General features: G+C 72.9%; 20 protein-coding genes. 16 read left to right on the top strand and 4 right to left on the bottom strand.

Annotated elements, in window-relative coordinates; all coding sequences use genetic code 11:
• Positions 1 to 3 precede the first annotated feature (3 nt).
• From asnB to ABZ192_RS06960, 16 genes are read left to right on the top strand one after another with little or no spacing between them, the layout of a single operon-like run.
• Entirely contained in the window at positions 4 to 1920 is a 1917-nt protein-coding gene (asnB, locus tag ABZ192_RS06885) for an asparagine synthase (glutamine-hydrolyzing) (protein WP_356923466.1), read from the top strand.
• On the top strand, positions 1917 to 4100 hold the full coding sequence (locus ABZ192_RS06890; RefSeq protein WP_356923467.1) for a bi-domain-containing oxidoreductase: 2184 nt from the start codon (positions 1917 to 1919) through the stop codon (positions 4098 to 4100). Before asnB ends, ABZ192_RS06890 begins: the two co-directional genes overlap by 4 nt.
• Positions 4097 to 6049: an alginate lyase family protein gene (locus ABZ192_RS06895; RefSeq protein WP_356923468.1), complete on the top strand. Its 1953-nt coding sequence runs from the start codon at positions 4097 to 4099 to the stop codon at positions 6047 to 6049. Before ABZ192_RS06890 ends, ABZ192_RS06895 begins: the two co-directional genes overlap by 4 nt.
• Before the next feature lie 11 nt (positions 6050 to 6060).
• On the top strand, positions 6061 to 7593 hold the full coding sequence (locus ABZ192_RS06900; protein WP_356923469.1) for a right-handed parallel beta-helix repeat-containing protein: 1533 nt from the start codon (positions 6061 to 6063) through the stop codon (positions 7591 to 7593).
• Position 7594: 1 nt separating this feature from the next.
• The gene (locus ABZ192_RS06905; protein ID WP_356923470.1) at positions 7595 to 8824 is read left to right on the top strand and encodes an O-antigen ligase domain-containing protein; all 1230 of its coding nucleotides are present in this window, start codon (positions 7595 to 7597) and stop codon (positions 8822 to 8824) included.
• A 2-nt stretch (positions 8825 to 8826) separates the two neighbouring features.
• Positions 8827 to 10047 carry a glycosyltransferase gene (locus ABZ192_RS06910; protein WP_356923471.1) on the top strand — a complete coding sequence of 407 codons (1221 nt, stop codon included), beginning with the start codon at positions 8827 to 8829 and terminating at the stop codon, positions 10045 to 10047.
• Positions 10048 to 11310: a class I SAM-dependent methyltransferase gene (locus tag ABZ192_RS06915; RefSeq protein WP_356923472.1), complete on the top strand. Its 1263-nt coding sequence runs from the start codon at positions 10048 to 10050 to the stop codon at positions 11308 to 11310.
• Positions 11307 to 12101: a sugar phosphate nucleotidyltransferase gene (locus ABZ192_RS06920; RefSeq protein ID WP_356923473.1), complete on the top strand. Its 795-nt coding sequence runs from the start codon at positions 11307 to 11309 to the stop codon at positions 12099 to 12101. Before ABZ192_RS06915 ends, ABZ192_RS06920 begins: the two co-directional genes overlap by 4 nt.
• Positions 12098 to 12745, top strand: a complete 648-nt coding sequence (locus ABZ192_RS06925; RefSeq protein WP_356923474.1) for a PIG-L deacetylase family protein — start codon at positions 12098 to 12100, stop codon at positions 12743 to 12745. The genes ABZ192_RS06920 and ABZ192_RS06925 overlap by 4 nt, the downstream gene beginning before the upstream one ends.
• A gap of 3 nt (positions 12746 to 12748) precedes the next feature.
• Positions 12749 to 13774 (top strand): SDR family oxidoreductase, encoded by a 1026-nt coding sequence (locus tag ABZ192_RS06930; protein ID WP_356923475.1) that lies wholly within the window; start codon positions 12749 to 12751, stop codon positions 13772 to 13774.
• A 20-nt stretch (positions 13775 to 13794) separates the two neighbouring features.
• Positions 13795 to 15069 (top strand): DUF4910 domain-containing protein, encoded by a 1275-nt coding sequence (locus ABZ192_RS06935; protein ID WP_356923601.1) that lies wholly within the window; start codon positions 13795 to 13797, stop codon positions 15067 to 15069.
• A 5-nt stretch (positions 15070 to 15074) separates the two neighbouring features.
• Positions 15075 to 16361, top strand: a complete 1287-nt coding sequence (locus ABZ192_RS06940; protein WP_356923602.1) for a hypothetical protein — start codon at positions 15075 to 15077, stop codon at positions 16359 to 16361.
• A complete protein-coding gene (locus ABZ192_RS06945) occupies positions 16358 to 17305 on the top strand; it encodes a glycosyltransferase family 2 protein (RefSeq protein WP_356923476.1) in 948 nt (315 codons plus the stop codon). Before ABZ192_RS06940 ends, ABZ192_RS06945 begins: the two co-directional genes overlap by 4 nt.
• A gap of 11 nt (positions 17306 to 17316) precedes the next feature.
• Positions 17317 to 18534 carry a polysaccharide pyruvyl transferase family protein gene (locus tag ABZ192_RS06950; RefSeq protein WP_356923603.1) on the top strand — a complete coding sequence of 406 codons (1218 nt, stop codon included), beginning with the start codon at positions 17317 to 17319 and terminating at the stop codon, positions 18532 to 18534.
• Entirely contained in the window at positions 18531 to 19082 is a 552-nt protein-coding gene (rfbC, locus tag ABZ192_RS06955) for a dTDP-4-dehydrorhamnose 3,5-epimerase (RefSeq protein WP_356923477.1), read from the top strand. Before ABZ192_RS06950 ends, rfbC begins: the two co-directional genes overlap by 4 nt.
• 7 nt (positions 19083 to 19089) lie before the next feature.
• A complete protein-coding gene (locus ABZ192_RS06960; RefSeq protein ID WP_356923478.1) occupies positions 19090 to 20433 on the top strand; it encodes a glutamate-1-semialdehyde 2,1-aminomutase in 1344 nt (447 codons plus the stop codon).
• Between the two features lie 7 nt (positions 20434 to 20440).
• Here ABZ192_RS06960 and ABZ192_RS06965 read toward each other — a convergent pair whose 3' ends face one another.
• The 4 genes from ABZ192_RS06965 to ABZ192_RS06980 all read right to left on the bottom strand — a co-directional run bounded on the left by ABZ192_RS06965 (position 20441) and on the right by ABZ192_RS06980 (position 24918).
• Entirely contained in the window at positions 20441 to 21109 is a 669-nt protein-coding gene (locus ABZ192_RS06965) for a phosphatase PAP2 family protein (RefSeq protein WP_356923479.1), read from the bottom strand.
• A 52-nt stretch (positions 21110 to 21161) separates the two neighbouring features.
• On the bottom strand, positions 21162 to 22235 hold the full coding sequence (locus ABZ192_RS06970; RefSeq protein ID WP_356923480.1) for an ABC transporter ATP-binding protein: 1074 nt from the start codon (positions 22233 to 22235) through the stop codon (positions 21162 to 21164).
• Positions 22232 to 23698, bottom strand: coding sequence for an iron ABC transporter permease (locus ABZ192_RS06975; protein ID WP_356923481.1), 1467 nt, complete (start codon positions 23696 to 23698; stop codon positions 22232 to 22234). The genes ABZ192_RS06970 and ABZ192_RS06975 overlap by 4 nt, the downstream gene beginning before the upstream one ends.
• Positions 23699 to 23871: 173 nt before the next feature.
• Entirely contained in the window at positions 23872 to 24918 is a 1047-nt protein-coding gene (locus ABZ192_RS06980) for an iron ABC transporter substrate-binding protein (RefSeq protein ID WP_356923482.1), read from the bottom strand.
• Between the last annotated feature and the right edge of the window lie 106 nt (positions 24919 to 25024).

Here is a 25024-nt window from a genome sequence, read left to right on the forward strand (position 1 = left end):
CACATGTGTGGCATCGCAGGCACGTACCGGTGGCCGGACGGGAAGGCCGTGACCGACCGGCTCACCCATGCCCTCGCCCACCGCGGTCCGGACGGGGCGGGCCGCTACGGCCACCCCGCCGGTGACGGCGACGTGCAGCTCGGGCACCGCCGGCTGGCCATCATCGACCTGTCCGAGACCGGCGCCCAGCCGATGGTCTCGGACGGCCTCGCCCTGACGTACAACGGCGAGCTGTACAACGCGCCCGAGCTGCGGGCCGAGCTGGCCGCCGCCGGGGTGCGCTTCCGCGGCACCTCCGACACCGAGGTGCTGCTGGAGGCCTGGCGGCGCTGGGGCACGGACTGCCTGCCGCGGCTGCGCGGCATGTTCGCGTTCGGCGTCTTCGACGAGCGCACCGGGGAACTGGTGCTGGCCCGTGACCAGTTGGGCATCAAGCCGCTGTTCCTGCTCCGGCGCGGCGAGGGTCTGGTGTTCGCCTCGGAGCTCAAGGCGCTCGCGGCCGTCACCGGCGGGTCGCTCCAGGTGGACCACGCGGCGCTGGTGGCCTCGCTGCTGTACTACTGGGTGCCCGACTCGCGCTGCGCGTTCCGCGAGGCGGAGAAGCTGCCGCCGGGCAGCTGGCTGCGGTGCCGGCCGGACGGCCGGGTGGAGCGGGGCCGGTACTGGAACCTGAAGGACGTCGCCGCCGAGGGCCGGGAGCGGGCGCTGGCCGGCGAACTGCCGGACATCGCGGCCGTCGTCGAGGAGTCGACCCGGCGTCACCTGCTCTCGGACGTCCCCGTGGCAACCTTCCTGTCCGGTGGCCTCGACTCCAGCTATCTGACCGCGCTGGCGGCCCGCGACCGGCCCGGCATCGCCGCTTACACGATCGGGTTCCGCGCCGAGGACGCCAGGTTCGAGGCGATGCCGGACGACCTGCGCTACGCCCGGCAGGTGGCCGAGCAATTCGGCGTCGACCTGCGGGAGATCGAGATCGCTCCGGACGTGCTCGACCTGCTGCCGCGGATGACGTACCACCTGGACGAGCCGATCGGCGACCCCGCCGCGATCAACACGTACCTGATCTGCTCGGCCGCCCGGGAGGCCGGGGTCAAGGTGATGCTCTCGGGGATGGGCGCCGACGAGTTGTTCGCCGGGTACCGCAAGCACCTGGCCAATCTGCTGGCGCTGCGCTACCAGCGTGTGCCGCGGCCTCTGCGGCGCGGGGTGTCCGCGGCCGTGGACCGGCTGCCGGTCGCCACGTCCCGCCGGGGATACCGCTCGGTGCGCTTCGCGAAGCGGTTCCTGTCCTTCGCCGATCTCCCGGAGGAGACCGCGTTCCGGCGCAGCTACACCATGTACGACCAGGCCGAGTTGCTCGCCCTGCTCGATCCGGACCTGGCCGGGACGGTCGGGGACGTGCTGACCGAGCATGCGGACACGTACCAGGACAACGACCTCGACGACTTCGTCAACCGCATGTGCCTGACCGACGCCCGGATGTTCCTGCCGGGCCTGAACCTCGCCTACACGGACCGCTCCAGCATGGCCGCGTCGACCGAGGTGCGGGTGCCGTACGTGGACGTCGAGGTGGTCAGGGCGGCGTTCGCCGTGCCCGGTGATCGCAAGATCGTCGGACGGCAGGGCAAGGCCGTCCTCAAGGAGGCGGCCGTCTCGGTCCTGCCCCGGGAGATCGTGTACCGGCCCAAGGGGCTGTTCAGTGCCCCGCTGCGCGCCTGGATGAGCCGGGACCTGGCGCCGCTGGTGCGCGAGGTGGTGAACGACGGCCTGCTCGTCCGTTCCGGGTTCCTGCGCCGCGACGCGCTGGCGCGGATGGTCGCCGAGGACGCGGCCGGACAGCGGGACTTCTCCAAGCATCTGTGGCATGTGCTGACGCTCGAGTACTGGTACCGAGGCGCGACTTCTGGGGAGTTTGAGTGAAGCAGGTTGTGCAGAACTACAAGAGCGGCGAACTGGCGCTGCTCGACGTGCCGGTGCCGGGGTGCAAGCCGGACGGCGTGCTGGTCCGCAGCGCCTACTCGCTGATATCCACCGGGACCGAGCTCATGAAGGTGTCCGAGGCCGGCATGTCGATGCTGGGCAAGGCCCGCTCCCGGCCGGACCAGGTGGCCAAGGTCGTGCAGAGCGTGGCCACCAACGGAGTGCCCGCCACCTACCGCAAGGTGATGGGCAAGCTGGACTCCTACACGCCGCTGGGCTATTCGCTGTGCGGGGTGGTCGAGCAGGTCGGCGCCGGGATCGACGACGTGAAGGTCGGCGACCTCGTGGCCTGCGCCGGCAACGAGCACGCGCTGCACGCCGAACTGAACTGGGTGCCGAAGAACCTCTACGCCCCGGTGCCGGACGGTCTCGCGCCGCGGCACGCGGCCTTCGGCACCGTCGGGTCGATCGCGCTGCAGGGCGTCCGCCAGGGCGAGCCGCAGCTCGGCGAAGTGGCACTCGTCATCGGCCTCGGGCTGATCGGGCAGCTGGTGGTGCAGCTGCTGGCCGCCTCGGGTGTCCGCGTCATCGGGGCCGACCCCGACCCGGTGCGCTGCGAGCTCGCCGAGCGCCTCGGGGCGGCGGCCTGCGGCGATCCCGCCTCCGCGGCCGTGCAGACGGCCGTCGCCGAACTGACCGGTGGTCACGGCGTGGACCAGGTGTATCTGGCCGCCGGCGGCGGCAGCAACCAGCCCGTCGAGCTGGCCGCCCGGCTGAGCCGGGACCGCGGCCGGGTCGTCGACATCGGCAAGTGCCGCCTGGACCTGCCGTGGAACGCGTACTACGAGAAGGAGCTCGACGTCCGCTTCTCCCGCTCTTACGGCCCCGGGCGCTACGACCCGGCGTACGAGCTGGAGGGGCGCGACTACCCGATCGGCTACGTGCGCTGGACCGAGCGCCGCAACCTGGCGTGCTTCCTCGATCTCCTCGCCCGCGGCCGCGTCGACGTGGAGCCCCTGATCTCCCACATCGCCGACTTCGACGACGCCGTCGAGACGTACCGGAGCCTGAAGGACGGTGAACTGAAGGCCGTCGCGGTCCTGTTCCGGTACCCCGACCAGGCGCCGGAGGCGCCGGCCCCCGCGGTGACCGTGCCCGCGGTGTCCACTGAAGGCGTGAAGCCGAGTCCGGCCCGGGCCACCAGGACGCCGGTGCGCCTCGCGTTCGTCGGCGCGGGAAACTACGCGACGTCGATGCTGCTGCCGCACCTGGCGCAGCGCGACGGCGTCGAGTTGTCGACCGTCGTCACCACGACGGCGCTGTCCGGGGCCAACGCGCAGCGGAAGTTCGGCTTCGCGGGGGCGACCACCGACCTCGACGCCGTGCTCGGCGACACGTCCGTCGACGCGGTGTTCGTCGTCACCCGGCACAGCTCGCACGCCGAACTGACCCGCAGAGCGCTGCTGGCCGGCAAGGCGGTGTTCGTGGAGAAGCCCCTGGCCCTCACCGAGGACGAGCTGGCCGGCGTGCTCGCGGCGGTGGAGGAGTCCGGCAACGACCGGCTGCAGGTGGGCTTCAACCGCCGGTTCGCGCCGCTGCTGCAGGAGGCCAGGAAGCGGTTCGGTCCTCTGGCCGGTCCGGCGAGCCTGCGCTACCTGGTCAACGCGGGCCGGCTGGACCAGGGCAGCTGGTACCTCCAGCAGGGCACCGAGGGCTCGCGGTTCGCCGGTGAGGGCGGGCACTTCATCGACACGGCGAGCTGGCTGCTCGATGCCGACCCCGTCTCCGTGTACGCGACCGGCACGCCCGGCAACGAGGATCTGCAGGTCGTGCTGCGCTACCCGGGCGGGTCCACCGCCACCATCAGCTACGTCACCACCGGCGCGCCCGGCTTCCCCAAGGAGACGCTGGACCTGGTCGCGGACGGCAAGGTGCTGCGGCTCGACGACTTCGTCCGGGCCTCGGTCCACGGGGGCCGCAAGAAGTGGGTCAGTTCACGCCTTCCCAAGGCCCGGGACAAGGGCCAGAACGCCGAACTGGCCGCGTTCGTCAAGGCCGTGCGGACCGGCGGGCCGATGCCGGTGCCGCTTCAGTCGCTGGTCGCCACCACGGCGGCCACCCTCGCCGTGCAGGCCGGCCTGTCCGGCGGCGCGCCGGTGACGCTGGAGAGCTCGCGATGACCATGAGCGCGGGCTGGTACCTGCGGCGGCTGTCCCGGATGGGGCCGCGGGAGGTCGGCGGCCGGGTGGGCGACGCGGTGCGCAGGCGGCGGTGGCGGTCGGCGCGGCCGACGTGCCCGAGCGTGACCGGCGCCCGGTTCACCGCGGTGCTGCCCGCCGCGGCGATCGCCGCGATCCCTGCGGACGCCGCGAAACGGCTCGTCGCCGAGGCGGACCGGCTGATGGCCGGGCACGCCGAGTTCTTCGGGGTGGTCCGCGACGACCTGGTCCACCCGGACTGGTGGTACGACCCGAAGACCGGGCTCCGGCCCCCGTGGGGTTACGCCTTCGACGTGCCGTACCGGGACGAGGACACGGTCGGGGACATCAAGCAGATCTGGGAGCTGTCCCGGCACCAGTACCTCACCCGGCTCGCCGCCGCCTACGCGGTCACCGGCGACGAGCGGTACGCCGAGCGCGTGGCCGAGCACCTGCGGTCGTGGTGGGCGGCCAACGCGCCGCTGCGCGGAGTGCACTGGACCAGCGGCATCGAGCTGGGGATCCGGCTGCTGTCGTGGGTGTGGATCCGCCGGCTGCTCGACGGCTGGCCGGGCGCGGCCGGGCTGTTCGAGGACAACCCGGTGGCGCTGAACCAGATCTGGCACCACCAGCGCTGGCTGGCCGCCTTCCCCAGCCGGGGCTCGTCGGCGAACAACCACGTCATCGCCGAGGCCGCCGGGCAGTTCGCAGCGGCCTGCGCGTTCGGGTGGTTCCCCGCCTCGGCGCGCTGGCGGGCCGACGCGCTGCGGACGCTGGAGCGGCACCTGCGCGCCAACACCTTCGGCTCCGGCCTCAACCGCGAGCTGGCCAGCGAGTACCACGGACTGGTGCTGGAGCTCGGCCTGGCCGCGGTGGCCGAGGCGGATGCCCGGGGCGTGCCGATCCCCGCGTCGGTCCGGCTGGTGCTGCTGCGGATGACCGACGCGCTCGCCGCCGTCGTGGACAGCCGGCTGCGGCCGCCGCGCCAGGGGGACGCGGACGACGGGCACGGCCTGGTCGTGGACGGCGCGGGCACCGACCGCTGGGCCTCGCTGCTGGCCACCGGGGAGGCGGTGTTCGGCCGGCTCGCCTGGTGGCCGGAGGTGACCGGCACCGATGTGCGCACCCCGCTGCTGGCCGCGCTCATCAAGCCCACCGAACCGTCCGTGACCCGCCCGGCGAGCCGGCCGGCCCACTTCGCGGACGCCGGCATGACCATCCTGCGCGGTCCGGGAGAGATCTGGTGCCGCTGCGACGGTGGTCCGCACGGGTTCCTGTCCATCGCCGCGCACGCCCACGCGGACGCGCTGTCCGTGGAGGTCCGGCACGACGGGGTCGACGTGCTCGCCGACCCGGGGACGTACTGCTACCACGGGCAGCCCGAGTGGCGGCAGTACTTCCGGTCCACCCTCGGCCACAACACCCTGCAACTGGACGGCGGTGACCAGTCCGTCTCCGGCGGTCCGTTCCTGTGGACCCGGCATGCGAAGACCCGCGTCCTGGTCGCGGACCCCTCGGGTGAGGGCGTGGCCCGCTGGTGCGCCGAGCACGACGGTTACCGGCCGTCCGTGCACCGCCGCCGGGTGGAGCTGACGGCCGCGAGCCGGGAGTTGCGGGTGGTCGACGAGGTCCGCGGCCCACACGGCCCGCGCCGGGAGCTACGCCTGGCGTTCCACCTCGGCCCGGCGATCGCCGCGGACCTGGTGGGGAACCGGGCACAGCTCACCTGGAGCCGGGACGGCGAGGACCGCTCCGCGGTGCTCGACCTGCCCGGGCAGCTGACCTGGCGGGCGCATCGCGGCGAGACGGGCCCGCCGCTGGGCTGGTACTCCCCCGGCTTCGGACGCAAGGAACCCGCCATCACGCTGGTCGGCACGGGTTTCGCCGACGGCGCGGAGGACTTCACCACCCTGCTCAGGTTCTGCGGCTAGGGGGGCGGCGCGTGGGGATCAGGAGACGGCACGGGGCGTTGGTGGCGGGGCCGCTGGCGCTGGCTCTGCTGTCCGCGACCGGCTGTACGAGCGCGCCGAGCGCCGGGGCGGAGCCGACCGTCGCGCCGTCCGCGTCCGGGTCCGTCGCCGTGGCCCGGGTGTGCGCCAGGCCCGCGGCCGGGCCGGCGAAGGCGCCGGCGGGCGCGGTGACGGTCGACCCCGCGAAGGCCGGTGACCTGGCCGCGAAGACCAAGAGCAGTCCCCCGCACACCACGTTCTGGCTCCGGCCGGGCACGCACCGGCTCGACCCGGACCGCTACGCCCAGGTCATCCCCAAGGAGGGCAACCGCTACCTCGGCGCGCCGGGCGCGGTACTCGACGGCGGGAAGACGAACCAGTACGCGTTCGGCGGCAGCGCCCGCGACGTCACCATCCGCCACCTGACCGTGCAGCGTTTCGTCGCGCCGCATGACGAGGGCGTGGTCAACCACGACTCGGCCGACGGGTGGGTGATCGAGCACGCGACGATCCAGCACAACTCCGGCGCCGGGCTGATGGCCGGTGCCCGCCAGCGGGTCCGCGCCAGCTGCCTGCGCGGCAACGGCCAGTACGGCATGAACGCGTACAAGGGCAACGGCCGGATCAGCGGCCTGGTGGTCGAGGGCAACGAGATCACGGGCAACAACACCGGCGACTGGGAGCGGCGGCGGCCGGGCTGCGGCTGCACCGGGGGCATCAAGTTCTGGGCCGTCGACGGTGCCGACGTACGCGGCAACCGGGTGCACGGCAACCGCGGCGCCGGGTTGTGGGCGGACACCAACAACAACGACTTCCGTATCGAGAACAACGTGCTGGAGGCCAACGACGGCGCCGCGCTGATCTACGAGACCAGCTACAACGCGGTCATCCGGAAGAACACGATCCGGCGGAACAACTGGGTCGAGGGCCGCAAGGCGGCCGACCGCGGCGACAGCTTCCCGTTCGCGACGGTCTACCTGTCCGAGTCCGGCGGCGAACCACGGGTCCGGGCCCGCACGGACAGGATCGAGATCGCGCAGAACCTGCTGGAGGACAACTGGTCCGGGATCACCCTGTGGGAGAACGCCGACCGGTTCTGCAACAGCCCGGCCAACACCTCCTCCGGCGACTGCACGTTGCTGGTGCGGGACACCGACCGCTGTGCGCGGCCCGCGATCGCCACCGCGCCGCTCTACGCCGACTGCCGCTGGAAGACCCAGCGGGTGGACATCCACCACAACCGCTTCGTACTGGACCCGTCCGTCGTCAAGTGCGCGGTGAAGTGCGGCCGCATGGCGGTGCTGGCCAACTACGGCACCTATCCGGACTGGTCGCCGTACCAGGGCGAACGGGTGGCCGAGGCGATCACCCGCAAGCAGCACAACCGCTGGCACGACAACGTCTACGTCGGACCCTGGACCTTCGTCGCCCACGACCCGAGCCGGGAGCTGGACTCCGGGCAGTGGCAGGGCATGCCGTACCGGCAGGACGCGGGCAGCACCTTCCGCGCACGGGACGGTGGTTGAGATGGCCGCGGACCGCACGCCGAAGATCGTCGGGACAGTCTGGGGACTGCTGGTCCTCAACACGCTCGGCTCCGCCGGGGCGAAGACCATCGTCCCGCTGCCCCGCTCCCTCATCCAGATGGTCACCATGGGCGCGCTGGTCGCCGCGTTCGCGCTGGCGCTCGCACTCAATCTCCGGCTGCGCATCCGGCCCAGTGCCTTCCTGCTGCTGCTCACCCTGCTGCTGGTGCCGAGTGTGATCTCCAGCGCGGACCTGGAGTCCGGGTTCGGTGCGCTGTTCCGCTGCGCCCGGCTGGCTCTCTTCGTCGGCACGCTGTGGCTGCTCAGCCGCTGGTGGGACGGTGGCCTGACCTTCGTCCGGCACCACATCCGGATGTACTTCGCGGTGCTCGGGTCGGTGGCCGCCGGCCTGGCCATCTCACCGGGCGCGGCCCTGCCCGAGCTCTATGGCGGGCGGCTGGTCGGCGCGTTGTGGCCGCTCACTCCGCCGCAGATCGGACAGTACGCGGCGGTGATCATCGGGCTCACCGTGCTGCTCGTCCTGGGCCGCCGGACCGACCGGGGCAGCGCGGCCGTGGTCATCGTGCCGTCCCTCGTCCTGCTGGCGTTGACCCACACCCGCACGGCCACGCTCGGCCTGCTCATCGGGCTGGCGCTGGCGATCGGCTCGCTCGTCCTGACCAGCGCCGCCGCCCGCCGGTTCTTCGCCTGGTCGGTGCTGTGCGCCACGGTGGCCGCGGTGGCGTTCAGCTCCGCGCTGCGGGCGTGGTTCCTGCGCGGGCAGAGCCAGGAGAACTTCTCCAACCTCACCGGCCGGGCCAAGGTCTGGGACGCGCTGCTGGCAGCGCCCCGGACGACCTCGGAGCACCTGTTCGGCGCGGGCCTGGGCGACAAGTCGTTCGGCGGGCTGCCGATCGACAACAGCTGGCTGGCCGTCTACCAGGAGCAGGGGATGACCGGCGTCGCGCTCGTGGCGGCGGTCGTCGTCGTGCTGGGCGGTGTCGCGTTGCTGCGGCCGCCGTCGCTGTCGAGGGCGTGTGCGATCTTCCTGATCAGCTACTGCGCGATCGCGTCGTACACCGAGGCCGGGCTCGGCGACGCCTCGCCGTACCTGCTGCACCTGGCCGTGGCCGCCTCACTGCTGGCGGCGTCCGCGGCCCCTCCCCCGTCGGCGCCCGAAGTCCCTCGACGGCGCGTCCCGCTGCGATCCCGGAGAACGGAGGTGACCTGAGCATGCACGTTCTCGTGGTGCACAACCGCTACGCCTCGGCGCAGCCGAGCGGGGAGAACAAGGTCGTCGACCAGGAGGTGGCGCTGCTCCGCGGAGCCGGCCACCGGGTCGAGGTGTTCGAGCGGCGCAGCGACGACATCGCCGCCCGGTCCCTGCTGGGCAAGGCCGCGCTGCCGCTGCTGGTGCCGTGGAACCCGGCGGTCCGCGCGGAACTCGCCGCCCGGCTGCGCTCGGAGCGGCCGGACGTGGTGCACGTCCACAACGTCTTCCCGCTCCTGTCGCCCGCGGTGCTGGCCGCCTGTGCCGACGCCGGCGTGCCCGCCGTCGCGACGCTGCACAACTACACCCAGGTCTGCCCGCCCGGCACGCTCCAGCGGGACGGCCGGCCGTGCGCCGAGTGCGTCGGTGCGACGCCGCTGCCCGCCGTCCGGCACGGCTGCTACCGGAACTCGCGGCTGGCGACGGTGCCGCTCGCGGTCAGCCTGTCGGTCAACCGGCGGCGGTGGTGGTCCGGCGTGGAGCGGTTCTTCTGCATCTCCGCGGCGCAGCGCGACGTCCTGGTGCGGGCCGGCATGCCGGCCGAGCGGCTGGCGGTGAAGCACAACTTCGTGCCCGAGCCGGACGTCCGTCGGGCGGACGCCGGTGAGCACCTGCTCTACCTCGGCCGGCTCGCTCAGGCCAAAGGTGTGCGGCTGCTCATGGCCGCGTGGGACGAGATCGCCGCGGGCGGCGGTGTCGGGGTGCCGCTGGTGATCGCCGGCACGGGGCCGCTGGAGCGGGAGGTGACCGCCTGGGCGGCGGGCCGGGACGACGTGCGCTACGTCGGCCTGCTGGACCCGGCGGAGTGCCGGAAGGCCGTCGCGCGGTCGGTCGCGGTGGTGGCTCCCTCCACATGGCTGGAGGCGTTCGGCCTGGTGGTCGTGGAGGCGATGGCGGCCGGGGTCCCGGTCGTCGCCGCCGGTCACGGCGCCTTCGTCGAACTCGTCGACGACGGCGTGACCGGACTGCTGCACCGGCCGGGCGAGTCCGCCTCGCTCGCGTCCCGCATTCGCCGGATCACGGCCGGGGCGGCCCGCAACCGGGAGATGGGCGAGGCGGCCCGGCGCCGTTACGAGCAGGACTTCAGCCCGGCCGTCGGGCTGGAGCGCCTGGTGGAGGAGTACCGCACCGCGATCGCGGGTCGGTCGGAATCAATGGGGGACGGAATCAATGGGGGGCAGTAGATGACACGATGCCGACTCTGCGGCTCGGCGGCGCTGGCGAGCGTCGTCGACCTGGGCGCGACACCACCGTGCGAGAGCTTTCTCGCCGCGGACCAACTGGACCGGCCGGAGCCCGCGTACCCGCTGCACCTGCGGGTGTGCACCGACTGCTGGCTGGCGCAGATCCCGCCGCTGATCACGCCGGAGGAGACGTTCAAGGAGTACGCGTACTTCTCCTCGTACTCGACCTCCTGGGTGGAGCACGCGCGCACGTTCGTCGCCGACGCCGTACAGCGGGTGGGACTCGGCACCGCCGGCTCCGACGGCTCCGACGGTTCCGACGCCTTCGTGGTCGAGGTCGCGAGCAACGACGGGTACCTGCTGAAGCACGTGGTGGACCGGGGGATCCGCTGTCTCGGCATCGAGCCGTCGGTCAACGTCGGGGCCGCGGCGCGCGAGGCGGGCGTGCCCACGCTCACGGAGTTCCTGAGCCCGGACACCGGCTCCGCCGTCCGCGCCGAACACGGCCCGGCGGACCTGGTCGTGGCCAACAACGTGTACGCGCACATCCCCGACGTGGTCGGGTTCACCCAGGGCCTGCGCTCCCTGGTCGCCGACGACGGCTGGGTCTCCATCGAGGTGCAGCACCTGCTGACCCTGATCGAGGAGAACCAGTACGACACGATCTACCACGAGCACTTCCAGTACTACACGGTCGCGTCCGCGACCCGGGCCCTGGCGAGCGGCGGACTCACGCTCGTGGACGTCGAGTTGCTGCCCACGCACGGCGGCTCCATCCGGCTGTGGGCCCGGCCGGCCGAGGTGGCGGGCGAGCCGACGCAGCGGGTGGCCGACGTACTGGACCGGGAGAAGGCCGCCGGGTTGCAGGAGCTGTCCGGGTACACCGAGTTCTCCGCCCGGGTGGCCAAGGTGCGCCGGGACCTGCTCAATTTCCTCATCGAGGTGGCCGAGCGCGGCGAGACGGTCGTCGGCTACGGCGCCCCGGGCAAGGGCAACACCCTGCTCAACCACTGCGGCATCAGGCCCGACCTGCTCCCGTACACGGTCGACCGCAATCCCTACAAGCACGGCAGGTTCACCCCGGGCACCCGCATCCCGGTCCTGCCGCCCGAGCAGATCGCCGCCGACAGGCCGGACTACGTCCTCGTCCTGCCGTGGAACCTGCGGGCCGAACTGGTCGAGCAGCTGTCCTTCGTGCACGACTGGGGCGGCCGGCTGGTCTTTCCCATACCGGAACTGAGCATTGTCGAGGTCAAGGCATGAAGGTCGTTCTGTTCTGCGGCGGTTACGGGATGCGGATGCGCAATGGAACCTCCGACGACGTGCCCAAGCCGATGGCGATGGTCGGCCCCAGACCGCTGATCTGGCATGTCATGCGCTACTACGCGCACTTCGGGCACACGGAGTTCATCCTGTGCCTCGGATACGGGGCGCACCACATCAAGGACTTCTTCCTCAACTACGAGGAGACGACGTCCAACGACTTCGTGCTGCGCGGCGGGCGGACCGAGCTGCTGTCCACCGACATCTCGGACTGGACGATCACGTTCGCGCAGACCGGCATCGAGTCGCCGATCGGCGAGCGGCTGCGCCGGGTGCGGCACCACCTGGACGGCGACGAGATGTTCCTCGCCAACTACGCCGACGTGCTCACCGACGCCCCGCTGCCGGAGATGATCGACCGGTTCGCGCAGCGGGACGCCGGTGCGTCGATGATGGTGGTGCCGCCGCAGTCGTCGTTCCACTGCGTGGAGCTGGGCGAGGACGGCCTGGTGGGGGGCATCACCGCGGTGAGCGAACTGCCGCTGTGGGAGAACGGCGGCTACTTCGTGCTCCGCCAGGAGGTCTTCGACCACATCCCGGAGGGTGGGGACCTGGTCGCGGACGGATGCGCCCAACTGGCCAAGCGCGGCCGGCTGGTGGCGCACCAGCACCGCGGCTTCTGGAAGCCGACCGACACCGTGAAGGAGCGGGCCGCGCTCGACGAGGCCTACGCCCGGGGGGACCGCCCGTGGGCCGTGTGGGAAAAGGACAGCGCGGCGGTGAGCGCGTGATCCGGCTCGGGGCCGGGCGCCCGGACCGGATCGTCGCGGTGGGCGCGCACTGCGACGACATCGCCATCGGCGCCGGCGGCACGCTGCTGACGCTGTGCCGGGCGCGGCCGGGTGTCCGCGTCGAGGCGCTGGTGCTCTCCGGCGGCGGCAGCGAGCGGGAGCAGGAGGAGCAGGTCGCGCTCGCCGCCTTCTGCCCGGGCGCCGACCTGCGGCTGACGGTGCACAAGCTGCCGGACGGCCGACTGCCGGCGCACTGGGAGGAGGCCAAGGCAGCGGTCGAGGAACTGCGCGCGCGGACGGAGCCGGACCTCGTGCTGGCCCCGCGGACCGATGACGCCCACCAGGACCACCGCGGCCTGGCGCAGCTGATACCGACCGCGTTCCGCGACCACCTCGTGCTCGGCTACGAGATCGTCAAGTGGGACGGCGATCTCGGCCGACCGGCGGCGTACCAGCCGCTGTCGCCGGAGATCGCCGAGGAGAAGGTGCGGCTGCTGCAGGAGCACTACCCCTCGCAGCGCCACCGGCCCTGGTACGACCGGGAGGCCTTCCTGGGCCTCGCCCGGATCCGCGGCATCGAATGCCATGAGCGCTACGCCGAGGCGTTCGCCGTCACCAAACTCGTTCTCGACCTGGGGGATTGAACCTTGCGCGTACTGCTCACCGGACACCAGGGCTACCTGGGCACCGTGATGGCCCCGGTCCTCGCGGCCGCCGGACACGAAGTCGTCGGCCTCGACGCCGGCCTGTTCGCCGACTGCGTCCTCGGCCCGACGCCCGCCGACCCGCAGGGGCACCGGGTCGACCTGCGGGACGTCACGGCGGAACACGTGGCCGGCGTCGACGCCGTGATCCACCTGGCCGCCCTCTCCAACGACCCGCTGGGATCGCTGGCGCCCGAGCTCACCTACGACATCAACCACCACGCGTCCGTGCGGCTGGCCCGGCTGGCCCGCGACGCCGGAGTGCGGCGCTTCCTGTACGCGTCCACCTGCTCGGTCTACGGCGCCGCCGGCGGCGACGACCTGGTGGGCGAGGACGCCCCGCTGCGCCCGGTGACGCCGTACGCGGAGTCCAAGGTGCGGGTGGAGGACGACCTGCACGCGCTGGCCGACGGCGACTTCACCCCCGTGTTCATGCGCAACGCCACCGCCTTCGGCTACTCGCCCCGGCTGCGCGCCGACATCGTGCTCAACAATCTGGTGGGCCACGCGCTCCTGTCCGGCGAGGTGCTGGTGCTCTCCGACGGCACCCCGTGGCGCCCGCTGGTGCACGCCGCCGACATCGCCCGGGCCTTCACGGCCGCGCTGACGGCACCGCGGGAAGCCGTGCACGACCGGGCGTTCAACATCGGCAGCGAGACCAACAACGTCACGGTCGCCGAGATCGCCGGGCAGGTCGCCGAGGCGGTACCCGGCTCGAAGGTCGTGATCACCGGGGAGACCGGGGCCGATCCGCGGTCGTACCGGGTGGACTTCTCCCGGTTCCGCGCGGCGATACCCGGCTTCGACTGCGAGTGGACGGTGAAGCGGGGCGCGCTCGAACTCGCCGACGCCTACCGGAAACACGGGCTGACCCGGGGGGACTTCGACCGGCGCTTCACCCGCCTCGCCGTGCTGCGCGCCGCGTCCGACGCCGGCACCGTCGACGACACCCTGCGGTGGCGCCGGTGACCGCGGCCGGCGAACAGCCGATGACCGCGACCGGCGAGGAGATGTACGCGCTGGTGGAGCGGCTGTACCCGCTGTGCCGGAGCATCACCGGCGACGGCGTGCGCGCCACCCTGGACATCGTCGGGGAGCACATCCCGCTGCGGGTGCACGAGGTGCCGACCGGGACCCAGGTGCTCGACTGGACCGTGCCGCAGGAGTGGAACATCCGCGACGCGTACATCGCCGACACCACCGGCCGCCGGGTCGTCGACTTCGCCGCGTCCAGCCTCCACGTCCTCGGCTACAGCGTGCCGGTGTCGGCGACCCTGCCGCTGGCCGAGCTGCGGGAACACCTGCACACCCTGCCGGAGCACCCGAGCTGGGTGCCGTACCGCACCAGCTACTACAAGCCGGAGTGGGGGTTCTGCCTGGCCCAGGAGACCCTGGACGCGATGCCGGACGGCGAGTACGAGGTGTGCATCGACTCCACCCTCGCCGACGGCCACCTCACCTACGCCGAGCACGTGGTCCCGGGACAGGTCCCCGACGAGGTGATCGTCTCCTGCCACGTCTGCCACCCGTCGCTGGCCAACGACAACCTGGCCGGCATCGCGGTGGCGACGTTCCTGGCCCGGGAATTGGCGGAGCGGACGCCGTACTACACCTACCGGTTCCTCTTCGCGCCCGGCACCATCGGGGCGATCACCTGGCTCGCCCGCAACGCGGAGCGGGTGGAGCGGGTCAAGCACGGGCTGGTGCTGGCCTGCGCCGGCGACCCGGGCGACCTGACGTACAAGCAGAGCAGGCGCGGCGACGCCGAGATCGACCGCGTGCTGCGGCACGTGCTGGCCGCGTCCGAACGCCCGCACCGCGTCACCGAGTTCACTCCGTACGGCTATGACGAGCGGCAGTTCTGCTCGCCAGGGTTCGATCTGGGCGTGGGCTCGCTCACCCGGACCCCGTACGCCGGCTACCCCGAGTACCACACCTCGGCGGACAACCTGGACTTCGTCTCCCCCAAGGCGATGGCGGACACCCTGGCGGTCTGCCGCGAGGCGTTCGCCGTCCTGGACCGCAACCGGAGGTACCTGAACCTCAGCCCCTATGGCGAACCGCAGCTGGGCCGCCGTGGGCTGTACGACGCGCTCGGCGGCCGCAGTGACACCAAGCAGGCCCAGATGGCCATGCTCTGGGTGCTCAACCTCTCCGACGGCGAGCACAGTCTGCTGGACGTCGCCGAGCGGTCCGGGCTGCCGTTCGGCACCGTCGCCGCCGCGGCCGACGCCCTGCGCGGCGCCGGACTGATCAAGGCATGACGCCGATGACCACCGACGGGGAGACGACGACACCGGCCGGGTCCGCCCGGCGGGCCCTCGTCGGCCGGCTGTCCTGGGGACTGGCCGACCAGGCGGCCTCCAGCGTGACCAACTTCGCGGTGGGCATCTACGTGGCGCGCTCGCTCGGGCTGGCCGCGTTCGGCGTGTTCGGCCTGGCCTGGGTGACCTACGGCGTGGTGCTCAGCGTCTCCCGCGGGCTGGCCACCGACCCGCTCGTGGTGCGCTTCAGCGGCGTGTCGGACGCCTCCTGGCGTGGGGCGGTGGCCCGGTCGTCGGGAACCGCCGTCGGTGTCGGTGCCGCCATCGGCGCGGCGTGTGTGGTGGCCGGGCCGGCGCTCGGCGGCAGCGTGGGCTCCGCGTTCGCCTGCCTCGGCGTCATGCTGCCGGGGCTGCTGCTGCAGGACGCCTGGCGGTACGCGTTCTTCGCCGCCGGCAAGGGGCGGAAGGCGTTCGTCAACGACGTCGTGTGGGGCGTCGCGCTCGTCCCGGCCATGGTGGTGGCCGCCCGCGTCGGCAGCGTGGCCGCCTTCGTGCTCGCCTGGGGCGCCTCCGCCGCGGTGGCCGCGGTGTACGGCTGCTTCCAGGCCGGCATCCGGCCGCGGCTGACCGGAGCGCGCGCGTGGCTGCGCGAGCAGCGCGATCTCAGCTACCGGTACCTGGTCGAGAACGTCGGCGTCAGCGGCGCGAGCCAGCTGCGGGCGTATGGGCTCGGCGCGATCGTCGGCGTCGGCGCGGTGGGTGCGGTCCGGGGCGCGGAGCTGCTGCTCGGCCCGTTCCTCGCCGTGCTGATGGGGCTTTCGCTGGTCACCGTCGCGGAGGCGGCACGGGTGCTGCGGCGAGCCCCGCACCGGCTGGCCGGGTTCTGCCTCCTGCTCGGCGGCGGGCAGGCCGCCGCCGCACTGCTGTGGGGCACGGCCCTGCTGCTGATGCCGGACCGGCTCGGCGAACTCGTGCTAGGCGACGTCTGGAGCTCTGCCGCGGAGCTCATCGTGCCGGCCACGCTCGGCGTCGCGGGCGCCGGCCTCGGCACCGGCGCGGCGGCCGGACTGCGCGCGCTCGGCGCGGCCCGGCGCAGCCTGCGCAGCCAGCTGTTCGCCTCCGCCTGTTACGTCATCGGCGGGCTCGGCGGGGCGGCCGTGGCCGGCACGGTCGGCTCGGCCTGGGGCGTCGCCGCCGCGACCGTCTGCAGCTCGGCCGTGTGGTGGCTGCACCTGCGCTCCGCCCTGCGTGAGCGCCACCAAGACCTTTTCCGTGAAGTGAGGACGCCATGACCGCCCATCCCCGGCTGAGTATCGGCCTGCCCGTCTACAACGGCGAGGAGTACCTCGCCGAGGCGCTCGACGCCCTGCTCGGCCAGACCTACGAGGACTTCGAACTGGTCATCTCCGACAACGCCTCGACCGACGGCACCCAGGACATCTGCCGCACGTACGCCGCGCAGGACTCCCGCATCCGGTACATCCGCCTCTCGCGCAACATCGGCGCCGCGCCGAACCACAACTACGTGTTCACCGAGTGCCGCGGCGAGCTGTTCAAGTGGGCCTCGCACGACGACCTGTACGCCCGGGACCTGCTGCGGCGCTGTGTGGAGGCGCTGGACGAGCGGCCGGACGTGATCCTCGCGCACTCCGGCCAGGCGGTCATCGACGGTGACGGCCAGGTGAAGGTCCCCTACGCGTACGGGCTCGCCACCGACTCGCCGCACGCGCCGGAGCGCTTCCGCAGCCTGCTGTTCGAGCCCGGCGGCGACGACTTCTACGGGGTGATGCGGGCCGACGTGCTGCGCCGCGTGAAACCGCACGACAGCTACCACCACGCGGACCGGACGTTCGTCGCCGAGATCACCCTGCACGGCCCCTTCCACCAGGTGCCGGACCTGCTGTACTTCCGCCGCGACCACCCCACCCGCGCCGAGCGGGCGAACCCGTCCAAGCGCTCCCGGTGCGTCAACCTGGACCCGCGCCGGGCCGGGCCGCTGCACCCGACGCCCCGGCTGCTCGCCGAGTACGTCTGGGGCTTCGCCTCCGCGATCCGGCGGGCGCCGTTGTCCCCGGCGGACCGGCGCACCTGCTACCGCCACCTGGCCGCGTGGCTGACCAGCCGGGTCCGGCCGGGCGCCGGCGAGCGGGTCGAGGACCGCGCCCCGGTCGCCCCCGACCGGCTCACGGTCTCCGTCGACGCCCTCGTCGCCGGCCGAGAGGGGAGGCGGGCGTGACCCCTGCCCGCATCGGCGTGTTCGGCCTGCTGGGCTCCGGCAACCTCGGCAACGACGGGTCGCTCGAAGCCGTGCTCGGATACCTGCGCGCCGAGCACCCGAAGGCGGTCGTGGACGCCCTCTGCGGCGGCCCGGAGGTCGTCACGGCCCGGTACGGCATCCCCGCGACGCGGCTGCACTGGTACCGCGGGGAGTACCGGACCGCCTCGCGTGCGGGCGCGATCGCGGCGAAGGGCCTGGGGAAACTCGTCGACGTGTTCCGCACCGCCGCCTGGGTGCGGCGGCACGACGCGGTGATCGTGCCGGGCATGGGCGTCCTGGAGGCCACGCTGCCGCTGCGGCCGTGGGGCTTCCCGTACTCGCTGTTCCTGCTCTGCGCGTCCGGCCGGCTGCTGCGCACCCGGGTCGCGCTGGTCGGCGTCGGCGCCGCCCCGATCCGCGACCGGCCGACCCGGGCCCTGGTGCGCTGGTCGGCGCGGCTGGCCGCGTACCGCTCGTACCGGGACGACCAGTCCCGCGACGCGATGCGGGCGATGGGCGTGGACACGTCGCGCGACGAGGTCTACCCGGACCTCGCCTTCGCCCTGCCGGCACCGCGGACGAGCGCGCCCCCGGGGCCCCCGGACTCACCGGGCCCGGTCTGCGTCGGCGTCATGGCGTTCCACGGCGGCAACGACGACCGCGCCCGGGCCGAGGAGATCCACCGGCGCTACCTCGACGGGGTGACGCGCTTCGTCCGCGCGCTGGTCGAGGACGGCAGGCCGGTCCGGCTGCTCACCGGCGACGCGTGCGACGCGCCGGTGGTCGCGGCGATCCTCGACGCGGTGGACTCGCCGCTGGTCACCGCTGCCGAGGCGGCCTCGCTGGCCGGCCTGATGACGGAGACGGCGGCTGCCGAGGCCGTGGTGGCGACCCGCTACCACAACCTGGTCTGCGCCCTGAAGGCCGGCACACCGACGCTCGCCCTCAGCTACGCGGCGAAGAGCGACGCGCTCATGGCCCGGATGGGGCTGGACGCGTTCTGCCACCCGGCGCGCGAGGTCGACGCCGACCGGCTGCTCGAACAGTTCCGGGCGCTGGAGAAGCGTTCGGCGGAACTGCGACGGACCCTCACCGAGCGGAACCGGGTCACCGCCCGGCAACTCGAGGACCAGTTCACCGCCCTGACCACGGCCCTGTTCCCGGCGGCGGACCCCACCCAGACCCCCACGTATCGGGAGGCTCGATGAAGGCGACCGAAGTCCCGCAGATCGCCGGCGCGTACCTGTTCGAGCCGACGCCGTACGCCGACGAACGCGGCTTCTTCTGCCGCACCTTCGACGCCGACGTGGTCCGCTCCGTCGGCCTCGACCCGGGCGCCTTCGTCCAGGACAGCCTGTCCCGCTCGGTCCGGGGCGTGCTGCGCGGTCTGCACCTGCGCTCCGGCGCCGGCGAGGCCAAGCTGGTGCGGTGCTCGTACGGCAAGGTCTTCGACGTCGTCGTGGACCTGCGGACGGACTCGCCGACCTACCTGGGCCGGGCCTTCTTCGAGCTGTCCGGCGACACCCAGACGACGCTCTACATCCCGGCGGGGTGCGCGCACGGCTTCCAGGCGCTGACCGAAACCGCCGACACCTCGTACCGGATCGACCGCCCGCACGATCCGGCCGAGGACGTGACGATCGCCTACGACGACCCGGAGCTCGCCATCCCCTGGCCGCTGCCGGTCACCTCGATGTCCCAGCGGGACCGGGAGGCGCCGAGCCTCGCCGAGGTCCTGAAGCACTTGGAAAGCTGAGGTCCACGTGGACACCGAACACACCGTAGAGACGGAGGAGTTCGTCCTGCCGCGGTCGCGGAGGGCGAACGAGCGCCTGCACGCCATGATCCCCGGGGGCGCGCACACCTACGCCAAGGGCGACGACCAGTACCCGGAGCACCTGGCCCCGGTCATCAGCCACGGCCACGGCGCCCACGTGTGGGACATCGACGGCAACCGCTACATCGAGTACGGCTCCGGCCTGCGCTCGGTCAGCCTCGGCCACGCCCACCCCCGCGTGATCGAGGCGGTGCGGCGGGAACTCGAACGCGGCTCCAACTTCGTCCGCCCGTCCATCGTCGAGGTCGAGGCCGCGGAACGCTTCCTGGCCACGGTGCCGACCGCCGAGATGGTGAAGTTCGCGAAGAACGGCTCCGACGCCACCACCGCTGCCGTACGCCTCGCCCGCGCCGCGACCGGCCGCCCGCGCGTGGCCCTCTGCGCCGACCATCCGTTCTTCTCCGTCGACGACTGGTTCATCGGCACCACGCCGATGTCCGCCGGCATCCCGGCGTCGACCACCGACCTCACCGTGTCGTTCCCGTACGGAGACCTGGCCGCCACGGAGGAGCTGCTCACCCGCCACCGGGACGAGATCGCCTGCCTGATCCTCGAACCCGCCACCCACACCGAGCCGCCGCCCGGGTACCTCGCCGGCCTGCGCGAGCTGGCCGACCGGCACGGCTGCGTACTGATCTTCGACGAGATGATCACCGGCTTCCGCTGGTCCGAGGCGGGCGCCCAGGGCCTGTACGGCGTCGTCCCCGACCTGTCCACGTTCGGCAAGGCGCTGGGCAACGGCTTCGCCGTCTCCGCGCTGGCCGGGCGCCGCGACCTGATGGAACGCGGCGGCCTGCGGCACTCCGGCGAGCGGGTGTTCCTGCTGTCCACCACGCACGGCGCGGAAACGCACTCCCTGGCCGCCGCGATGGCCGTGCAGACCACCTACTCCGAGGAAGGCGTCACCGCTCGACTGCACGCCCTCGGCGAGCGGCTGGCCGCCGGGGTCCGCGCCGCCGCGGCCGGCATGGGCGTCGGCGACCAGATCGTGGTCCGGGGCCGGGCCAGCAACCTGGTCTTCGCCACCCTCGACGAGAACGGGCAGCCGTCGCAGCAGTACCGCACCCTGTTCCTGCGCCGGCTCCTCGCGGGCGGGGTGCTCGCCCCGTCGTTCGTGGTGAGCAGCGCGCTCAGCGAGGCCGACATCGACCACACCGTCGACGTGGTGGCCCAGGCATGCGCGGTGTACCGCAAGGCACTGGACGCCGCCGACCCCACACCCTGGCTGGGGAGACGACCGGTGAAGCCCGTGTTCCGCCGCTTGGCGTGACGTGAGGTCAGCGTCGCCGGGCGTCGGCCGGCCGATCGACCAGCCACGCGGTCGCCTGTACCACCGCAAGCGCGGTGCACCAGCCGCCGAGGACATCGGTCGGGTAGTGCGCGCCCAGGGCGACCTGCGCCCAGCCCATGGCGGCCCCGGCGACCAGCGCCGCGGCGAGCACGAGCAGCGTGCCGGCCGTCCTGCCGAGGCCGAGCCGGCCGGCCGCGCACAGCGCCACCGTGACGGCGAGCGCGGTGAGGAAGGCGGTGTGCCCGCTCGGGTAGGACAGGTTGCCGTCGCCGTGGATGGTGCGTCCCACCAGAGGCTTGAGCAGCGTAGTCGTCCCGACGCTCATGCCGGCGCCGCCCACGACGAGCACCGCCGCGCGGGGCCACCGAACCAGCAGACAGCCTGCCACGACGGCCAGGACCAGCGCCGCCGCTCCCACGGGCTCCCCCAGGAAGTCCGTGCCCAGAGCGACGTGCCGCCAGGGCGGTCCCACACTGTCCGCCGTCGGCCGGACGACCCACCTGTCCACCCTGCCGGGCTCGCTGTCTCCGGCGACCAGGACCCCGAGCACGAGGACCACCAGCGCGGCGAGGGCCGCGACGATCCCGAGCGGCATGCGCAGCGCCGGGGGCAGCAACGCGGTCTTCCGCGGCAGTGGTTCGTGTCGCAGTCCCATGTCCCCCGCCGCCACCGCGCTGCCGCGCCCCCGCCAGTCCCTGCTTGTCACCCTAACCAGCAATGGGCTCCGGTGAACCGTCGTTACGGTGAAGGCCGCCTTCGCCCACGACGCGCACACCCGTCCTCTCCCCCAGGCGAACGGTCAGGGGGCCCGCGACCCGGATGCCGACCGGGGTGTCGTGGCCTTCGACGGTCACGGTGACCATGGCGTCGTGGCCGTGGTACGAGACGTCGGTCACCGTGCCCCTGACCGAGCCCTCGGAGTCCGCGTCGGTCAGGAGGAGTTGTTCCGGCCGGAGCAGGACCGTGCCGGCGCGCAGACCGGCAGGGGGGGCGGCGAGGGGTACGGGGCCCAGGGCGGTCCTCGCTGTGCCGTCGGTGTCGACCGTGGCGGGCAGCAGGACGGCGTCGCCGACGAAGTCGGCGATCCAGGGGTCCGCGGGGCGGCCGTAGAGGTTCTGCGGGGTGTCGCACTGGACGACCCGGCCGTCCCGTACGACGGCGACGAGGTCAGCGGTGGACAGGGCCTCCTGCTGGTCGTGGGTGACGAGGACCGCTGTGGCGCCGGTCGCCCGCAACGCGGCCCGTACGTCCGACCGCACTCCCGTCCGCAGCGCGCTGTCCAGGGCGTTGAACGGCTCGTCCAGGAGCACGAGTCGGGGGCGAGGGGCGAGCGCGCGGGCGAGGGCGACGCGTTGTTGCTGGCCGCCGGAGAGTTCGTGCGGCATGCGGTCGCCGTGTCCGGCGAGGCCGACCAGGTCCAGCATCTCCTCGGTGCGTCGTCGCCGTTCGGTCCGGTCGGTGCCGGCCAGCCCGAAGGCGACGTTGCGGGCGACGTTCAGGTGCGGGAAGAGGGCGCCCTCCTGGGGCACGATGCCGATGCGGCGGCGCTCCGGCGGCATGTGGACGCCGCGGCCGACGAGGGTGCGGTCGCCGAGGCGGACGGTGCCCGCGTCGGCGTGCAGGAATCCGGCGACGATCCGCAGCAGGGTGGTCTTGCCGCAGCCGGAGGGGCCGAGGACGGCGGCCAACGCGCCTGCGGGGACGGTGAGTTCGAGCCCGCGCAGGACCGGCTCCCCGGCTCCGTAGGACTTGGTGAGCCCTTCGACGTGCAGTTCGTTCATGTCCGGTGCCTGCCTAGGAGGTACGAGGGGACGGCGGCCAGCAGGATCAGCGCGGCGGCGTAGGGGGCGGCGGCCGCGAAGGATCCCGCGCCGGTCTCGGTCCACAGCCTGGTGGCGAGGGTGTCCATGCCGGTGGGGCGCAGCAGGAGGGTCGCGGGGAGTTCCTTCATGCAGACCACGAAGGTGAGCGCGGCGCCGGCGGCCACGCCGGGCGCGGCCAGCGGCACGGTGACCTCGCGCAGCACCTGCCACGGTCGCCGGCCGAGCGAGCGGGCCACGTCCTCCAGGACGGGCGGCGCCTGGAGAACGGCGGCCCGGGTGGCAGCCACCGCGACCGGCAGGAAGAGGACCGCATACGCGCTGACCAGCAGCGGGAGTTGCTGGTAGAGCGGGTAGGCGTAGCGCACGGCGAAGAAGACCAGCGCGAGGGCGACCGTGATGCCGGGCAGCGCATGGCCGGCGTAGGCCGCCTGTTCCAGCAGGCCTGCGCCGCGCCCCCGGTGCCGGGCGGCGATCACCCCGACCGGCAGGGCGAGGAGCGTGGTGAGACCCGCGCCCGCCGCCGCGACCCCGAACGTGGCCCACGTGGTCTGAGCGAGCCCGCCCAGGTCCCAGGTGGCCGAGCTGCCGACGGCCAGCCAGTACCCGAGGGTGCCCAGCGGGAAGGCGACGGCGACGGCCGTCACCGTGCCGCACCACAGCAGGGCGAAGGGCCGCCACCGGCCGAGGGCGACCGGAACGGCCGGGCGGGCGGTGCCCGTTCCGGTCCTGGCGTGGCCGGCCCGGCCGCGGGTACGGGCTTCGGCAGCGACCAGCGCGATCGTCATCGCCACGAGGACGACGCTGAGCGCGGCGGCCGGAGTGCGGTCGAAGGAGGCGCGGTAGGAGGTGTGGATGGCCCGGGTGAAGGTGTCGTACCGCATCAGGGAGACCGCGCCGAAGTCGGAGAGCACGTACAGCGCGACGAGGAGGGCGCCGCCCGCCGCGGCCGGTCGCAGCTGCGGCAGGGTGACGCGGAGGAAGGTTCCGAGGGGGCCGTGGCCGAGGGAGCGCGCGGCCTCCTCCTGCGCCGGGTCGATGCCGCGCAGGGCCGCGGCTGCCGGCAGATACACGTACGGGAAGCTGACCAGCGTGAGCGCGAGGGCGGCGCCGCCGAAACCGGCGAGGTCCGGTTCGGCCGACAGCCAGGCGAAGGCGGCGACATAACTGGGCACGGCGAGCGGCAGCGTGGCCAGCACCGACCATGCGCGGCCGCCGGGCAGTCGCGTGCGGACGGTGAGCCAGGCCAGTGAGACACCCAGGACCAGACAGGCGGTCACCACCACGGCGGTCAGGCCGAGGCTGCGTCCGAGGAGGTCCAGGGTGCGTCGGTCGGCGACGACGTTCCAGGCGAAGGCGGGGCCGCGTTCCAGGGCGCGGACGGCGAGGTAGCCGAGTGGCAGCAGGGCGAACAAGGCGGCCACGCAGGCGGGGACGAGCAGGATCAGGGGCGGTCTGCGACCGGCCGTGACCCATCGTCCCGCCAGGCGCGTCCCTCGTCCGCGACCCCTGCCCGGCCCGTGTTGGGACTCGCGCCCGACCGGGGCGGCGAGGGCTCCGGTCGGGCGCGCGGAAGACGGCGATGTGGGCACGACAGCTAGACCAGTCCGACTTCCTGGAGCATGGCCAGCGTCTCCTGCAGGGACTGCAGCTTGCCGAGGTCGATGTCGGGGGATTCCAGGGAATCGAACGGCGGCAGGCCCTCGACCTTGCTGGTGACCCCCGCGGCCAGCGGATACTCCTTGGTCTCGTCGGCGAAGTAGGTCTGTGCCTCCTTCGACAGCAGGTAGTCCACCGCCTTCTGGGCGGTCGCGCTCTGCCCGCTGTCCTTGAGGATGCCGGCGCCGGCGACGTTGATCAGCGCGCCGGGGTCCTTGCCGGGCAGGAACTTGAGCTCGGCGTCGACCTCGTCCTCGCCCTTCTCGGCGACCCGCTCGTACCAGTAGTAGTGGTTGACCAGGCCGAGTTCGACCTCGCCGGCCTCGACCGCGTCCAGGGTCGCCAGGTTGTGGGCGTACGTCCTGGCACCGTTCGCCTTCAGGTCCTCGAGCCACTCGCGGGTGACGTCGTCGCCCTTCAGGACCCGCATGCCGGTGACGAACGCCTGGAAGGAGGCATTGGTGGGCGCGAAGCCGACCTTGCCCTTCCACTCCGGCTTGACGACGTCGAAGACGCTGTCCGGGACCTCGCCCTCGGTCACCTTGTCCGGATTGTACGCGATGACGCGGACACGCCCAGAGAGGCCGACCCAGTCGCCGCCGGAGCCGCGGTAGGCGTCGTCCACCTCGTCGAGAGTCGCCTGCGGGAGCTTCTGCAGCATGCCTTCCTTGGACAGGGCGCCCAGCGCGCCGGCGTCCTGGGAGAAGAACAGCCCGGCCTTGGTGCGGTCGCCCTCCTCCAGGATCTGGGCGGCGAGTTCCGCGCTGTCGCCGTAGCGCACCTCGACCTTGGCACCGACAGCCTCCTCCAACTTGTCCAGAAGTGGCTTGACCAGCTTCTCGTTGCGGCCGGAGTAGATGACGAGGGAGGAGTCCCCGTTCTTCCTTTCGGTGTCCTTGTCCTCGGAGCCGCATGCGGCGAGGGCGGGAAGCAGTAGACCGGCCGTGACCAGCGCGGTGATCTGACGAGCCGTGGGGCGTCGCATGGTGGGTGCCTTCCTGCGGGGCTCGCCTGACACGCCGCCGGTGCTGTCGGTGGAGAGCGAGGGGCGAAGCGATCCTGTGACTTTTCTGTGGCTTGTTTTCGACCAC

It is taken from the genome of Streptomyces sp. NPDC006235 (assembly GCF_040613735.1).
In the GTDB taxonomy this organism is placed as follows: Bacteria; Actinomycetota; Actinomycetes; order Streptomycetales; family Streptomycetaceae; genus Streptomyces.